15 protein-coding genes are annotated in these 16,591 nt (G+C 32.2%); 9 read left to right on the forward strand and 6 right to left on the reverse strand.

What is annotated here, in order from left to right; genetic code table 11:
• Window positions 1-3 precede the first annotated feature (3 nt).
• Genes PF021_RS02445 through nuoN form a run of 8 tightly spaced genes read left to right on the forward strand, consistent with a single transcriptional unit; the run spans window position 4 to window position 9,821 of the window.
• Window positions 4-2,478 (forward strand): NADH-quinone oxidoreductase subunit G, encoded by a 2,475-nt coding sequence (locus tag PF021_RS02445; RefSeq protein WP_271020814.1) that lies wholly within the window; start codon window positions 4-6, stop codon window positions 2,476-2,478.
• Window positions 2,475-3,470: an NADH-quinone oxidoreductase subunit NuoH gene (nuoH, locus tag PF021_RS02450; protein WP_271020815.1), complete on the forward strand. Its 996-nt coding sequence runs from the start codon at window positions 2,475-2,477 to the stop codon at window positions 3,468-3,470. The genes PF021_RS02445 and nuoH overlap by 4 nt, the downstream gene beginning before the upstream one ends.
• A complete protein-coding gene (nuoI, locus tag PF021_RS02455) occupies window positions 3,470-4,099 on the forward strand; it encodes an NADH-quinone oxidoreductase subunit NuoI (protein WP_271020816.1) in 630 nt (209 codons plus the stop codon). Before nuoH ends, nuoI begins: the two co-directional genes overlap by 1 nt.
• Window positions 4,092-4,670, forward strand: a complete 579-nt coding sequence (locus tag PF021_RS02460) for an NADH-quinone oxidoreductase subunit J (protein WP_271020817.1) — start codon at window positions 4,092-4,094, stop codon at window positions 4,668-4,670. Before nuoI ends, PF021_RS02460 begins: the two co-directional genes overlap by 8 nt.
• Entirely contained in the window at window positions 4,667-4,969 is a 303-nt protein-coding gene (gene nuoK, locus PF021_RS02465) for an NADH-quinone oxidoreductase subunit NuoK (protein ID WP_271020818.1), read from the forward strand. The genes PF021_RS02460 and nuoK overlap by 4 nt, the downstream gene beginning before the upstream one ends.
• A 2-nt stretch (window positions 4,970-4,971) precedes the next feature.
• Window positions 4,972-6,804, forward strand: a complete 1,833-nt coding sequence (gene nuoL, locus PF021_RS02470; protein ID WP_271020819.1) for an NADH-quinone oxidoreductase subunit L — start codon at window positions 4,972-4,974, stop codon at window positions 6,802-6,804.
• A gap of 10 nt (window positions 6,805-6,814) precedes the next feature.
• Window positions 6,815-8,335, forward strand: coding sequence for an NADH-quinone oxidoreductase subunit M (locus tag PF021_RS02475; RefSeq protein ID WP_271020820.1), 1,521 nt, complete (start codon window positions 6,815-6,817; stop codon window positions 8,333-8,335).
• 1 nt (window position 8,336) lies between these two features.
• A complete protein-coding gene (nuoN, locus tag PF021_RS02480; protein WP_271020821.1) occupies window positions 8,337-9,821 on the forward strand; it encodes an NADH-quinone oxidoreductase subunit NuoN in 1,485 nt (494 codons plus the stop codon).
• A 12-nt stretch (window positions 9,822-9,833) separates the two neighbouring features.
• Here nuoN and PF021_RS02485 read toward each other — a convergent pair whose 3' ends face one another.
• Entirely contained in the window at window positions 9,834-10,388 is a 555-nt protein-coding gene (locus PF021_RS02485) for a hypothetical protein (protein WP_271020822.1), read from the reverse strand.
• 139 nt (window positions 10,389-10,527) lie between these two features.
• Between PF021_RS02485 and PF021_RS02490 the strand changes: the two genes are divergently transcribed.
• Window positions 10,528-11,124 (forward strand): hypothetical protein, encoded by a 597-nt coding sequence (locus tag PF021_RS02490; protein ID WP_271020823.1) that lies wholly within the window; start codon window positions 10,528-10,530, stop codon window positions 11,122-11,124.
• Here PF021_RS02490 and PF021_RS02495 read toward each other — a convergent pair.
• The 5 genes from PF021_RS02495 to PF021_RS02515 are packed head-to-tail and all read right to left on the reverse strand — an operon-like array spanning window position 11,110 to window position 16,541.
• Window positions 11,110-11,646 (reverse strand): phosphatidylglycerophosphatase A family protein, encoded by a 537-nt coding sequence (locus PF021_RS02495; protein ID WP_271020824.1) that lies wholly within the window; start codon window positions 11,644-11,646, stop codon window positions 11,110-11,112. The genes PF021_RS02490 and PF021_RS02495 overlap by 15 nt on opposite strands.
• A gap of 9 nt (window positions 11,647-11,655) precedes the next feature.
• Window positions 11,656-12,858: a sulfate adenylyltransferase gene (locus PF021_RS02500; RefSeq protein ID WP_271020825.1), complete on the reverse strand. Its 1,203-nt coding sequence runs from the start codon at window positions 12,856-12,858 to the stop codon at window positions 11,656-11,658.
• On the reverse strand, window positions 12,836-13,723 hold the full coding sequence (locus PF021_RS02505; RefSeq protein WP_271020826.1) for a response regulator: 888 nt from the start codon (window positions 13,721-13,723) through the stop codon (window positions 12,836-12,838). Before PF021_RS02505 ends, PF021_RS02500 begins: the two co-directional genes overlap by 23 nt.
• Window positions 13,698-14,873 carry a bifunctional 2-C-methyl-D-erythritol 4-phosphate cytidylyltransferase/2-C-methyl-D-erythritol 2,4-cyclodiphosphate synthase gene (locus tag PF021_RS02510; RefSeq protein WP_271020827.1) on the reverse strand — a complete coding sequence of 392 codons (1,176 nt, stop codon included), beginning with the start codon at window positions 14,871-14,873 and terminating at the stop codon, window positions 13,698-13,700. Before PF021_RS02510 ends, PF021_RS02505 begins: the two co-directional genes overlap by 26 nt.
• Window positions 14,874-14,891: 18 nt before the next feature.
• Window positions 14,892-16,541, reverse strand: coding sequence for a methyl-accepting chemotaxis protein (locus tag PF021_RS02515; protein WP_271020828.1), 1,650 nt, complete (start codon window positions 16,539-16,541; stop codon window positions 14,892-14,894).
• Between the last annotated feature and the right edge of the window lie 50 nt (window positions 16,542-16,591).

Raw genomic sequence — 16,591 nt, forward strand, 5'->3', positions numbered from 1 at the left:
CAAATGGAGAAGATAAAAGTAATAATCGATGGTTGCGAAGTATTGTGCGATGATGGTAAGAGTATATTAAATGTAGCTAGGGCAAATAATATTTTTATCCCTGCTATTTGCTATCTCTCCTGTTGCTCTCCAACTCTAGCATGTAAGATGTGTATGGTAGAAGCAGATGGCAAGAGAGTATATGCTTGTAATGCAAAAGTCAAAGATGGCATGAATGTTGTTGTCCATACAGAGGAGATAGAGTTAGAAAGAAAAGCCATAATGCAAGCCTATGATGTAAATCACCCTTTGCAATGTGGTGTATGTGATAAAAGTGGTGAGTGTGAATTACAAAATTACACGCATTATGTTGGCGTAAATACGCAAGAATATGCACTAAAAGATGATTATAAGGAATTTAACTCATGGGGTGCAACTGTATATGACCCAAATTTGTGCATAGTGTGTGAGAGATGCGTTACTGTGTGTAAAGATAAAATAGGAAAATCATATATAAAAACAATTAAGAGAGATGGAGATATGCCATCAAAAGAATATAAAGATACTATGCCAAAAGATGCCTTTGGCGTATGGACTAAGTTCAAAAAATCCCTAATAGGTCCTAGTGGGTTAGGTGATTGTGGAGATTGTGGGGAGTGCTCTAGCGTGTGTCCTGTTGGTGCTTTAAGCATTGCTCACTTCCAATATACTTCAAATGCGTGGGAATTGAAAAAAATTCCTAGTAGTTGCACACATTGTGCTAATGGATGTGCTATCACTTATGAGGTAAAGCAAAGTAAAATAGGCGGTAAAGAAAAGAAGGTATATAGGGTAAGCAGTGATTGGAATTTTTCTACACTATGTCCAGCTGGCAGATTAGCATTTGAGACTAATAATCAAAATGTGCAAAAAAATGTAGTTGCCTTTAATGCGACAATAGCTGCCTTTAAAGAAGCACAAAGCATCAGATTCTTAGGAAACATAAGCAATGAAGAGGCAATGATACTTCAAAGCCTAAAAGAAAAGCATGGGTATAAGTTAGTATGTGATGAAGTGTGGGATTTTAAAGAATTTATACATAATTTTAGTTTGGTGTGCGGTAACTTTGGTAGTGCAACAGAGGAGGATATAGTTTCTAGCTCTTTTGTAATGTGCTTTGGCGGGGCTATGAGCTATGATATGCCAGTGATTACGCATAGTATAAATAATGCACTAAAGCAAAATAAAGGTGCTATGTTGGCTTATTTTCATACTATGAGTGATTGTGTTGCTAATTCTTTTGTAAAGGCTACGAATCTAATAGAGGGCATCTATAAGCCTCAAAGTGAAGAGGCATTTGTATTGCTTTTGGCAAGTGTGCTAATACCGCAAGATAAATGGATAGATTCTCTAAAAGCAGAAATAGCAAAATATGAAATCACAATAAAAAAAGAGACAGAAAAAGAAGTTGTAAATAAAATAAAAGTTCCTATATTAGACGAGAATGGCAAGGAAGTGCTAGATGAAAGTGGGGAAGTCAAATTTGAAGAAAAAGATGAAGTTGTAAAACACAAAGAAATTATAGATGTAAAATCAAGTAAGTTATTAGAGTATTGTTCAGATAGTATGTTAGAGGCTTTTGAAGTATTAAAGGTTTCTATGCAAAAGGCAAAAAATCCTGTGCTTGTTGTTGGGTTTGATGTATATGGCACTAAAAACTCAAGCAATATAGCCAAGATTCTTGGATTGATTGAAGAGTATTCTGAAGTTAAAATTATGTTACTTCCGCCTACTACAAATGCTATTGGAATCTCTTTACTATGTAGTTTGGATAGAACTAGTGAAGGTTATAGCATAGGCTATAACACTACAGGTAGCTACACAATAGGGACACATTCTGCTAATTTACTTATGCCTTATTTGAATGAGCAGGAAGGGACTTTTGTGAATGTGAATAAACGGGTTGTGCCTTTTAGTCCTGCTACCCCTTATTATGGTTACGAGTTAAATGATATAGCTAAAATGCTTGGGACAAATTTGGAGCATACTATTGATTATACGCAGATATTGCCTACATATAAAGGCTTTAAAGAAATTATGTATGATGATTTGAAGTATGGATTTTTAAATAATGGTAAAGAGATTCGCGGATATTTATTAGAACTTTGTATATCTAAAAGTGATATAGAAATTGATAGTGTTACTTTAGAACCATTAGAAGAATTTAATTTGTATGTTAGAAATCCTGTTGCTCATTTTTCAAAACAAACACTTAGGTCATCTCTAATAAAATCAAAAAATGGACTTCAATTATCTGCAACTTTAGCCACCAAACTAAACTTAGCTCAAGATGATAGGGTTGTTGTTTCTTTTATGGATTCTAGTAGTATAGAGACAAAGGTAATAATAGATAATGGTATGGAAGGAGAGTATGTAGCACTTGGTAATTGTGAGTTTGATATGTATAGCATAATTGGTAATTTCAGATATGCTAAAGTTGATATAAAGGTTGCAAAATGACACTTTATGTAATTGAAACGCTTATTAAAATATTATTAGTTGTGCTTGTTTTTTCTGCATTGGCTGGATTTGCTACTTATGTTGAGAGGCGAATCTTGGCTAAATTTCAACGAAGAATTGGACCGAATTTAGTAGGTCCATTTGGAGTATTGCAGATTCTAGCTGATGGTATTAAACTATTTACAAAAGAAGATATTGTTCCAAGCGGTGCTAATGAGATTATATTTAGAATTGCGCCTGTAATTACTGCTGCTACTGCATTTATAGCTATGGCACCTATACCATTTTTCCCCGAGTTTGAAGCATTTGGCATGGTGATAAGACCTATCATTTCTGATATTAATGTTGGAATCTTGTTTGTGCTTGGGGTTGGTGCTGCTGGTATTTATGGACCTCTTTTAGCTGGGATTAGTGCAAATAGTAAGTATTCAATTTTAGGTGCTGCAAGGGCTGCTGTGCAATTGCTTAGTTTTGAAGTAGTATCTGGGTTGTCTCTCTTAGCACCAATTATTCTTGTTGGTTCTCTATCGTTAATTGATATTAATAATTATCAATCAGGTGGTATAGCTAGCTGGCTTATTTTTTCGCAACCTATAGCATTTTTATTATTTTTGTTTGCTGGTTATGCAGAGTTAAATAGAACTCCATTTGACTTATTGGAGCATGAAGCTGAAGTTGTGGCTGGATTTGCTACTGAATACTCTGGTATGAGATGGGGTATGTTTTTTATAGGTGAATATGCAAGTATGATTTCATTGTCATTTTTGGTATCAATTTTATTTTTGGGTGGATTTAATCCGTTGGGATTTATACCGGGTGGAATCGCTATTGTTTTAAAGGTTATGTTTTTTATATTTTTGTTTATGTGGGCTAGGGCTGCATATCCTCATGTAAGACCAGATCAGCTAATGGGACTTTGTTGGAGAGTTTTATTCCCATTGGCGTTATTAAATGTTCTAGTTACTGGTTTTGTAAATTTAGGAGGTAATTAATGGCGTATATAAAAATTGTTGATGAAACTACTCCTAAAAGCAATGCTCAAAAGTTTGTTCAATTTTGGAATCGTGCTTTAAGTGGAGAAATGTTTGTTGGATTGTGGCTTGTTTTTAAGGAGTTTTGTAGCTCTAAGATTCATACTGTGCAATATCCGTTAGAAAAATTACCGCTAAGCCCTAGATATAGAGCTGTGCATGAGTTAAAAAGATTGCTTGATAGTGGTAATGAGAGATGTATTGGTTGTGGGCTGTGTGAAAAAATATGCGTAGCCAACTGCATAAGAATGGAAACTAGATATGGAGAAGATAAACGAAAGAAGGTAACGGAATATACAATTAATTTTGGAAGATGTATTTATTGTGGATTATGTGCTGAAGTATGTCCTGAACTTGCTATTGTCCATGGCAATAGGTATGAAAATGCAAGTGAGCAGAGGGCTTCTTTTTCTTTAAAGCAAGACATGTTGACTCCTATTGACAAGGTATTAAGCGGTAATGATTGTGAATATGAAGGTGTTGGTAGCGTTAGCTATGATGCGGATTTGAAAATAAAGCAAACCCCTCTTATGTATTTAACCAAAGAAGAAAGTAAAGCTGATGAAAGTGGGGTAAAACAAGATGTTTGAGGCAATAGCATTTTATACTTTTTGTGGTTTAAGTTTGGCTATGTTTTTAATTGTCGTAACTACAAATAATATCTTATATGCATTAAGCTCACTAGCGGCAGGAATGATATTTGTATCTGCATTTTTCTTTTTGCTTGGGGCTGAATTTTTAGGTGTTATACAGATAGTTGTTTATACTGGTGCTGTAATTGCGTTGTATGCATTTGCTATGATGTTTTTTGATACTCAAAACCTACAAAATGAGAAGGTTGAAAATTCAAAAATATTATTTTTGCTAAGTGGTATTGGTGCTATTTTGTTGGTTGTAATTTTAGTTGCACCTATTATAAGCGAAAACTTACTTCAAATGCAACCTCAATTACCACCAAAAGATGGAGTTGGTAATGTGCAAATGATAGGTTATGTTTTATTTACAAAATTCTTAATACCTTTTGAGATTGCTGCAATAATGCTACTTGTAGCGATGATTGCTGGAATTATTTTGGCAAGTAATGGCATGAAATATTCTCTAACTCTTGGTGAAAAAGAAATGAATATCAATGAAAACTCCAACACAAAGGAAGCAAAATGATAACTTTAAATCATTATTTGATTTTGTCTGCACTTATGTTTGCAATAGGTGTTTTTGGTATTTTGAAGCGTAAAAATTTGTTGATGTTATTTTTTTCTACCGAGATTGTCCTTAGTGCTGCAAGTATTGGGTTTGCTGCTGTTGGATATTATTTAAATGATTTGCAAGGACAAATTTTTGCATTTTTTATCATTGCTATTGCAGCTAGTGAGGTTGCTTTGGGTATTGGGCTTTTAATATTGTGGTATAAAAAATATCATTCGTTAGATTTGGATAAATTACAAACAATGAAAGGCTGATGATGGAACTTATATTTTATACTGCATTTTTTGCTCCATTAATTGGATCTGTTTTTGGAATTCCATTTTCTTCTAAGAGCAAGTTTGTGAGTGTTGGAATCTTTGCTTCATTGATGGTTGGTATTTCATTATTTGCTTCTACTTTACTTCTTGTTTATACTTATCAGGGCGGAATCTTGTCCATCGAGCTTATGGATTGGATTGTTGTTGGCAGTTTGCATATACCTTTTGGATTCTTGGTTGATCCTGTTAGTGCTACTATGGCATTTGTTGTTACTTTGGTATCTTTTTGTGTGCATGTGTATGCAATTGGTTATATGAGCCATGATGAGAGCTTTAATAGGTTTTTTGTATATTTGAGTGCATTTGTGTTTTCTATGCTTATTTTGGTTTTAAGCGATAATTTTGCTGGATTATTTATAGGCTGGGAAGGTGTTGGATTATGCTCTTGGATGTTAATAGGATTTTGGTATCATAAAGATTCCGCGTCTTTTGCTGCTAATGAAGCATTTATTATGAATAGAATTGCTGATTTAGGAATGCTTCTTGGAATCTTTTTGATATATTGGGTGTTTGGTAGCTTGAAGTATGAATTTGTGTTTAGCTATGTTTTTGAAGCACCAAAAGAATTATTAGTTGCAATTGGTATTTTATTATTTATTGGTGCTATGGGTAAGAGTGCTCAATTCCCACTTCATACTTGGCTTGCAGATGCTATGGAGGGGCCTACGCCGGTATCAGCATTAATCCATGCTGCAACAATGGTTACTGCTGGTGTATATTTGGTAATTAGGGCGAATCCAATTTATTCTTTGATACCAGAATTCAGTGTATTTATAGCTTTCTTGGGTGCATTTGTAGCCATATTTGCTGCATGTATGGCACTTGTAAATAAGGATCTAAAAAGAATTATTGCTTATTCTACTCTATCTCAACTTGGATATATGTTTGTGGCTGCTGGACTTGGTGCATACTGGATAGCATTATTTCATTTAGCTACACATGCGTTTTTTAAGTCATTATTATTCTTGGGTGCCGGAAATGTAATGCATGCAATGAATGATAAGCTAGATATTACCAAAATGGGTGCTTTATATAAGCCTCTTAAGATTACGGCTGTTTTAATGATTTTAGCTTCCATTGCTCTTGCTGGTGTGTATCCGTTTGCTGGGTTTTTCTCAAAAGATAAGATATTAGAAGCCACATTTGGAAGTGGATATTATGTATTATGGGGTGCATTGTTGCTTGGTGCGTTTTTGACTGCATTTTATAGCTTTAGACTTATTATGCTCGTATTCTTTGGTGAGAAAAAACACAATGAACACCCACATGAAGCTTATAATTACATGCTTTATGCAATGATACCTTTAGGATTTTTAGCAGTGTTTGCTGGTTTTAGCGAATCTTATTTTCATCATTTTGTATTGCAAGTTTTACCTGATTTTAGTAGCCATTTGACAATTGCTACCATTTTAAAACTAATCGCACTTACTACATGTGTTGTGCTATGCGGTATTTTATTTGCTGTTTTTAAGTATAAAAATGGAGGATTCTCTAAGTCTTTGGAGAATACATTTATTTATAAATTGCTACGCAATGAATATTATGTACCTTTGCTATATGAGAAATTATTTATAAATAACTATATGCGAATCTCTAAGGTTGTTTGGGTTTATATAGAACAAAAAACAATTGATTTTGTAGTTGATTTAATCGCAAATATATTAAATGGTAGTGGAAATAGACTAAGAGTGATTCAAAGTGGCAATTTATCAAAAATGTTACGAGTTATGTTTTTTGGTGTAGTATTGCTATTGCTATTGATTTTTGTGTAGGGGCAACGTCATGGAATTTATTTTAAGCTTGATAATATTTTTTCCTCTTTTAGGGGCTATTTTTGCAATAGGTATAAAGGAGAATCTAAAGACTTATGCTATCGTAATTAGCGGTATCGAGTTAGCACTAACTTGTTTGTTGTGGTTTTTATTTGATACACAAGCTTATGATTATCAATTTATTGCTTCCTTTCCACTAGTGTCTGATTTTGGTATTAATTACATTGTGGGTGTTGATGGAGTATCGTTATTTTTGGTTATCCTCTCTTCGTTTATTGCTTTTGTTGGGTTTATATATTTAAATGAACAAAATGAGACAAAAAAGTTGATTATTTCTTTATTGTGTCTTTTAAGTATAATGATTGGTGTTTTTTGTGCTTTAGATATGATTTTGTTTTATATTTTTTGGGAGTTATCATTAGTGCCTATGCTATATATAATAGGTGCTTGGGGTAGTGGTAGCAGAATCTATGCTGCAGTTAAATTTTTCTTATACACATTTGTTGGTTCTATTATTATGCTTGTTGGAATCTTGTATCTTGCTTATTATTATTTTGTTGAGACTGGCATTTGGAGCTTCTCTCTTATTGATTGGTATAACTCTGTTCCTATTCCATTTGAGATTCAAATATGGTTATTTTTAGCCTTTTTCTGTGGGTTGGCTGTGAAAGTCCCTATGTTTCCATTTCATACTTGGCTACCATATGCACATGGTCAAGCCCCTACGATAGGTTCCATAATACTTGCAGCTGTGCTTTTGAAAATGGGGACTTATGGGTTTGTTAGATTTTCTCTGCCTTTATTTCCTGATGCTAGTGTTTATTTTTTAATACCTATCGCAGTTTTGTCATTGATTATGATTATTTATGGTGCATTAGTTGCATTTATACAAAATGATATAAAACAAGTAATTGCTTATAGCTCTATTTCTCATATGGGTGTTATTATGATTGGTATTTTTTCGCTCAATGTTGAGGGCTTATCGGGTTCTGTGTTTTTTATGCTAAGTCATGGGATTATTAGTGGAGCACTATTTATGCTTGTGGGTATGATTTATGAGAGAAAGCACACAAAACAAATTGATGAATTTGGAGGTATAGCTAAAGTTATGCCTAATTATTCTGCGATTTTTGGGCTTATGATGATGGCTTCTGCTGGATTGCCTCTTACTATGGGGTTTGTTGGAGAGTTTTTGTCTCTTTTAGGATTCTTTGAGGTTGCTCCAATTATGGCTGGTATTGCAGGAATTAGTATTATTGTTGGTGCTATTTATATGCTTAATTTATATAGAAAAGTTTTTTATGGCGAGTTAGATTTTAAAAATGCTAAGCTAAGTGATATAGATGGTAGAGAATGGACTGCTTTATTGCCTCTTGTAATAGTGGTTATATGGCTTGGTGTGTATCCAAAGCCGATTTTAGAACCTATTAATAAGGGTATTGAAAATACATTATCTATAATGCATTATAAATCTGTCAAACAAGAAACGCTAGATTTCTTTGGTATTGAATCAGAGTTGGAAGGAGAATAGTATGCTAGAGAGTTTTAGTATTTCTTTTGAGAGTTTGAATTTTTTTAGCATAGTGCCTATGCTTATTGCAATTATTGGAGCTATTATTATTCTAATAGCAGATATGTGTATCAAAAAAAATAATAAACAAATGTATACAATGCTTACTATTTTATTTTTATTTTTAGATTTTGGTTATTTGATAGCATTTTCTCATCATTGGGAGAGTAGGGCATTTTTTGACCTTATTTTAGTAGATGGAATCTCTCTTGTATCGCAGTTTATAATACTAATAGGTGCTATTTTATTTGTGCCACTAACCCTTAGCTACAATAGATTCCATGAGTTTCAGTATCCTGAATATTATGCTTTGTTTTTATTTATGTGTGCTGGTTTCCAGTTTATGGTTAGTAGCGATCATTTGATGGTTATTTTCTTGGGATTAGAGACTGCATCTTTAGTATTATATACCCTTATAGCTATGCATAATAGGCAGACAGCTTTTGAGGCTGCTATTAAATACTTCACTATGGGTGCATTGTCGGCTGGTTGTTTTGCTTTTGGTGCTATGTTGTTGTATGCCTCTACTGGACATTTGGAGTTATATGGTGTTAAGTCGTATATGGAAGCTAATGATTATCAGACATCTAATATACTTTTGGCAAGCATTGTCTTTTTTATCGCTTCTATTGGCTTTAAGTCATCTATTGTGCCATTTCATACATGGACACCTGATGTATATGAAGGCTCAAATTCGTTTTTGGCTGGATTTATGTCGATAATTCCAAAGATTGCAGCTCTTGTTGTGGCTTTAAGATTCTTTAGTATATTTATGGATATACCTTTTGTGCATAATGTCTTTTATGCATTGGTAGTTATTACAATTACTTTGCCAAATTTAGTTGCATTGATTCAAAAAGATGTAAAGCGAATGTTGGCTTATAGCTCTATTTCTCACGCTGGATTTGCATTTAGTGCTATCCTTATAAACAATCCACAATCTTATAGCGCACTTTTTGCGTATTGGATTTTATTTCTTTTTACTAATTTAGGAATCTTTTCTATGCTATGGATTAGCAGAACTAAAGAGCAAATATGGGATAGCAGATATGATCACTCATATGATAAGTTTTCTGGCTTAATTAAGCTATGTCCTATGGCAGCTATTATTATTGGTCTTTTTATGTTGTCTTTAGCTGGGATTCCACCTTTTTCGATATTTTGGGGCAAAATATATCTAATGAGTGCAGTGATAAATCAAGGCTATATTTATCTAGCATTGATTATGGCTATAAATAGTGCCATTGCTGTTTATTATTATTTGAAACTTATAGTGTATATGTTTTTAAAAGAACCTATATTAAAAGATGGAAGAATCTACTTGCAAAATGCAACTTTACCACTAAAGATAGTGGTTGGCATAGCAACACTATATGTTTCATTGTCAATATTTTTTGTAGATGGATTATTAATTAGCATTTATGAGATAATTAATTCAAGCTTATAACTAGCCAATTGGCTAGTTTGTCTTAAAATTTGTAATAGCTTCGTTTGTTGCAGCATTTATTGCATTTAGAATAGTTTGTCTTACTTCTTGTGGGAGTAGTGTTGCTTCTTTGCCTAGTGTAAAATATTGATTGTTAGAATTTTCTATTGTCGCTTTTCCGCTAAATACTCTAAATTCATTTTGATTGCTAAAAGCCATCTGTAACTCGATTATCCCAGCATTTTGCGAAGTTGATTGTAGCCAGTCTCCTCTATTTGACTTTATGTTTATGCTACCATATACTACTTCTAACAGATACTCTCCATTATGTCCTAAAACATCAGTTGATACAAAACAACCGCTTTGAGATAGAGTGTTTTCTAGCATTGTCTTTATAGCATTTTCATCAATATTTAGCTGATTATACTCACCACTTTTGATACTACCCATTTTGTATGCAACAATTGGTTTATCGCATTGTTTATTTACTTTTATATTTGGTAAAACACTTGGTGGCTTGGAACATGCTACAAACATTGCACCAAGAATCAAAGTCATTAATTTTAATGTGAGATTTTTTGTATTCATTTATAACCCCTTTTGCATAAATGCTCTATTATATTGATAATTCTTTTTAACTTTGATAAAATCATAAATTTTATTAATGGATATTCATTTGGTTGGGGTTTTTTCAAAAAAATTAATTTTATTTCAATTAGTATTATTGTTGTTTACAATTGTTGCGTGTTTGTTTCAATACAATCAAGTTGTTACAACTTCAAAAAAGCAAGATGTATTGACATATTATATAAACATTAGTGGCAAACAGAGGATTCTAGCACAAAGAATCGTGTTTCTATCTCAAGTTATAGCTACAAATCAAGTCTTACATAGAGATAATTTTATTGCATTATCGGAGCTTAGGGATTGTATTATTCAGTTAAATTCAATACATGAAGTTTTACAAAACTTTGTTGTTTCTGTTGTGCTTACAAAAAAGGAAGTCTCAACCTTAAGTGATATTTACTTTGGTAGCGGGAATCTATCTTTAAAAATCCCAGAATTTTTAGAAGAAGCAAACAAGATTTTAATAGCAAATGATACAAACATTATTTTGCAAATAAACCAAAATTTACTATATCTATTAGAGGGAGATAATGGGTTGTTAAATACATTAGAGTTAGCCACACTTAGTAATCAGCTTTATGCACAAAACTATATAAAGCTTACTGCATTTAATAATAAGCTATTTTTGTCTTTTATAGGTATTTTGATTTTAATAGAATTTTTTATTCTGCTTAGAATATTTTTAAAAAAGGATTAATGGGTTAAGCAGATAGCTATCTGTATTGATTGTATATTCTATGATTTTTAGGATTATAAGCCCAAGTAGTCCAGCAAAGAAACCCGCCAATAAATCATCTCCTACAACGCCAAGTCCACCTTTTATATTTTTATCTACTTTGTTTATTATAGATGGTTTCCATATATCAAAGATTCTAAAAAGTATAAATGATAGAAATAATGATATGATGCTTAACCCAAGCATTGAAATTGCAATCCATACTCCTGTTAATTCATCTATTACAATTTCTTTTCTATCATGTGATAATCCATTTTGTTCATAGGAATCTATTATTCTAATTGCAAATACACCCAACAAAAGAGCTAGTAAAAATAATGTGCTAAGCGAATATGAACCAACTAAAAAGCCAAATGGCATAGCTACAAGCGTCCCTATTGTTCCGGGTGCTTTTTTTGATAATCCACTAAAAAAGAGTGTTAGATAGCACTTTTTAATAAAGTCATTTTTGTCTTTAAAGTCTAAAAAAAAGTTCTTTTCCATTGTTATTACCTAGTTTAAATTATCCATTTTGTATAAATCTGCAATTTTGATATAGAAATCTTCTTCATTTATATCCTCTATGATTCCTCTATTTGCAAATAATGCACTATACTTTTTGATAAACGAACTAAACCTATCGGGGAATATATGACTTAGAATCTTAGCTGATACCTCCTTTCTTACTAGTAAAGTAGGTGGTATCAGCCCAGATTTTAGCATACCTTGTATAAAGCCAGAATCATAAGTTATATGATGATGTTGTCCATGTGGGCATGTTTTATTGCTTACTATCCCATAGCATTCATTGCAATAGAAAAACTCATTAACTATTTTTACTTTTATCTTTATATCTTTAGCAGTGTCAAAAATAGAATGTATTTTTTGATTGTCATAATATAGTGTTAGGTTTGGGTAGTTTTGTCCTATCATTATTTTATCGCAACCCATATTTTGAGAGATAATAGATTCTAATATAATGCCATGAGCACCAGCAAATAGATATATATCATCAAGTGGAACTATTAGGACTTTATTTTTTGGCAGGAAGTTTTCTATTACATATTCTAAGCATTTTTTTCTTATTTCAAAGTCAAGGAATTCTTCATTTTGCTCTCTTAGTAACATTAAGACTAATAATTCATTATTATCTAAGATTAGCCTAAAAATTTGTTCATGGATTCTTGTAACTGGTGATGCATTTAGCACCATAGATGTTGCTTTTTTTATTTTTAGGGATTTTTTTAGTAGCGGTATTTTTGATTTTGAGATTCTATCATGAAATATGTCGTCTTGGCTTATTATGATTTCATAATCCCCGCATATAGCATAATTACCAAGTCTATGCAGGATTTGTTTTGCTTTGGGTGAGTATATATCGCCACTCATGATTTTAAATAATCTTTCTTGCTTGTTGATTTTGAAAGTTTGACTTGTTTTTATGTATCCATATACTTTGCGTTCGCATATTATGTTGATAATTTCGCCTTCTTTTGCATTTTTTATTACTTCTTCATTTCTTCTTCCAGATGGTGCTAATATAAACGAAAATGGAAAGCTTTTTTGTTTGTATAATCCAGTGCTATCAACTTCATTCATTTCAGCTTCATTCATTAAGTGTGTTACTGGATATAGCAATCCCTCTTGACACAATAATAGTGCAAAAATTGCTTCTTTATCAATAAAAATAGACTTATTTCTTTTTAGATATTCCATATTTTTTTCTTTTCTCCCAAAGGCTTTTTCTTGACATACCAAGTCGTTTGCTAAGCTCTGTATCTGTATATTTGTCTTCAAATTTTAATATCATTGTTTTTGTGTATTCGTCTACGCTTAATATATCGTTTTGGTAGTCTTGTTCTGTGTTTGTTTGGACTTCATAAATGTTGCTAAACCCTTCTAAATCGCCACTAAGTGAAGATAGAATTACAGGAGTATTTTTTAGCATTTTTATACATTGTTCTTTATCCTCTCTTTTTAGTGTTTCAAATCCTATAACATAGGTTAGTCGTTGTCTTGGCAGATTCTTTAGAGCATGTTCATAATTTTTGTTTTTATAAAGAGAGATAAAGCTAATTGGTAGTTTTTTAAAGATTGCATAATTTACTACACATATATCTATTATTTTTTGTGAGATTCCTTTTATTATTAGCGGATATGAGACTTTTGTGTTTATTGTGTAGTTTGCACTTAATAAAGAATTGCAAAAATAATCTCTATAAAATGCAATTTCATTTTGTAATTGTCTATATGATGAATAATGTTCTATTTTTCTTATTAGTTCATCAATCATAAATGGCTTTACTATATAGTCGCTAGCACCAGCTTTTAGTGGTTTTGTAACTGTGTCATCATTTATATAAGGTATCATTAAAATTATTATTGAATCTTTGAAGTTTTCTATTAGAGGATAGAAGTTTTGACCTGATATGCTAGTAGATAGTAAAATTATATCCGCCTTATCGTGCTGCAATGCCTCTTTTGTGCTTGATGCTACTTCGCAGTTAAACCCAAAATAGCTTAGCTTAGATGATATGCTTTGTGCTAGATAAACTTCATTTTCTATTATCAGAATCTTCATAGATACCCCCTAGATGATTTTTCCAATCAAAATATTCCAATACCACATTACATTGAACCAATATGCCTTCAGCTCTGCCGATAAAGCCTAATTTTTCTGTTGTTGTTGCTTTTATATTTATGTGTGTTAGTGGTACATTTAAGAGATTGGCTATATTTTTTTCCATATCTCTTTTGTGTTGTGATAATTTTGGTTTTTGAGCAAATATCACTATATCCGCTTGTCTTATCTTGTATCCAACATTTATACTAAATTCGACTATTTTGGTTAATAAAATTGCAGAATCTGCATCTTTATAAGATTCGTCGGTATCACTAAACCACTCTCCAATATCACCAGCACCAATAGCACCTAATATAGCATCGCTAACAGCATGTAATACAATATCTCCATCGCTATGTGCAATTATTTCAAATTCACATGGTATTTTAATTCCACCTAAGATTATTTCATTACCCTCTCTTAGAGCATGTATATCGCTTCCAAACCCAACAAGAATCTTTTTGCTAGGAGGTTCTAGTGTTAATTTATGTATATCTTCTATTGTTGTAATTTTGTGAGATTGTTTATCTCCTTTTATGTATAGAATCTCACCATTGTTTGCTTGGATAGCACTACTTTCATCTGTGTATAAACCAAGTTTGATTGCTTCTTTTAGCTTTGAGGTTTTACTTAGTTGTGGTGTTTGTATTAGTTTTATATCCTCTCTTTTTAGATATTTATTATTGTATTGTGCAGTATCATTTATAGGTAAATATGGCACAACACAATCGTGTTTTCCTATATTTTGTAATATTTCATTAAATATATTTTTTGGAATATTGCTTCTTGCGATGTCGCTTACTAATATATATTCACTCTTTATTGTGCTTATTGCATTTTGCAAAGATTCTTGTCTTGTGCTTCCGCCACCTATTAGAGTGAAGTTTAGGCTATAAGAATCTAAAAATTTTTGCATATAAAATAGTTCATCATCAGATCCAACAATTATCATTTCGTTGAAATTGTAGTATGTGGCAATATTTTTTGCTACAACTAGCCATAATGGTAGCTCATCAATTCTAAGCCATTGTTTTTTTGGGGCTTGCAGACTTTCTTTAAATCTGCTACTCTTCCCAGCACCAAGTAATACTAATGCAACGCTATACAACCTCTTACCCTTTTAATTTTATATTTTAAAGTATTCCATGTGTTTTTTGAGTTGATTAGAAATGTCTTGTAGATTATTAGCTGCATTCGTTGAATCTTCCATTAGTTTTGAAGTATTTTTGGAATCTGTTGAAATATCTGTCATTTCAGATGATATGTGTTGCATACTATCTTGCTGTTCTTGTGTTGATTGTGCAACTTCTCTTGCTTTTTCTAATGAATCTTCAGCTTGAGTATTTATTTGCTCTAAGATTTCATTTGCTTCATTTGCTAGCCTCATTCCTTTTTCTACTTGAGGGATAGCCTCTCTTATTGCGTCTACTGCAGTTTGAGTTTCTTTTTGGATTATTTCTATCATTTTTGTAATTTCAGAAGTAGCCTCTCCAGTGCTTTCTGCTAGTTTTCTTATTTCATCTGCTACTACTGCAAATCCTCGTCCAGCCTCACCAGCTCTTGCTGCTTCTATTGCTGCATTTAGTGCTAGAAGATTCGTTTGATCTGTGATTTCTTTGATTAATTCTGCACTTCCGCTAATTTCTTGTGAATATTTTTCTAGTGCTCTTATGTGGTCTGCTGAATTAGAGACAGTTTGTGTGATTGCTTCTATTTCTTTTATTGTGGTTAGCATAGCCACTTTGCCTTGTTGCGATAGTTTTGTAGTTTGTTCTGAATTATCCTCTGTTTGTTGTGCTATTTGTGCTACTTGAGCAATTGTTATTACACAGCTATTTATATTTTTTGTTGCTTCTTCTGATTTGTCTAATTGTCTATATGATGAGCTTTGAGCCTCTTTTGAGCATTTTGACACTTCATTGGCCTTAATTCCTAGTTCATCGGAGCATCTTGAAACTTCAGAGACTATGTCTCTTAATTTATTTTGCATATGCACCATGCTTGATAGCATACTATTTTGGAATTGCACTTTTATGTTTGTATTTAGATTTCCATTTGCTATGCTAAGAACAGCTTTTATAGCTTCTCTTGGCTCACCACCTAGAGATGAGACTATCAATCTTGCAATATATCCAGCAATCAAAACTGCAAGAATAAAAGCTATTGCGGTAAGAATCATATTTAGTGTTAGATAATCTTTAATAGAAGAACTAGCCAACTCTGATAAATTTTTATTTTTAGCTTCTTGATAATCTATGAACTCATTAATAACAGCAAGCCATTCAGTAAAATATGGTCTAGCTAATTCTAGCAATAAATCATGTGCTTGTTCAGTTTGGTTTGATAATCTAAGTTCTATTATTTTATGAATTATAGGAGCAGTTTTTTCTTTTGTTTTGATGATTTTTTGCAATATTTCTTTATCTTTGTCATCTAGCATATTTGGCATTGTTGCCATTTCATTCATTTTCATAGCAGATTCACTGTAGAAAGCTTCTAGTTTCTTTATTTCTTCTATTGTTTTTTGCATCTCTTGTGTATCTTCGTCATGTAGTAATACTACATCTCTTACAGCTATGGCTCTATCATGAACACTACCTCGAAAGTTGATTGCGTATCTTTGTTTAACAGAATTTACATCACTTATTTGTATAAGCGTATTATTAGCAAAATTTACTTTTGAATACCCTATTATCGTGAGTATTAACATAAACAATAGTATAGAACCAAATCCAATTCCTAGTTGAGCTTTGAGCGACATATTTTTACCAATCATTTAGTTACCTTTGCAGTCTTTAGTGATTTTTGTTACAAGATTATACAAAA

Origin of the sequence: Helicobacter ibis (assembly GCF_027859255.1) — a bacterium.
Lineage (GTDB): Bacteria > Campylobacterota > Campylobacteria > Campylobacterales > Helicobacteraceae > Helicobacter_D > Helicobacter_D ibis.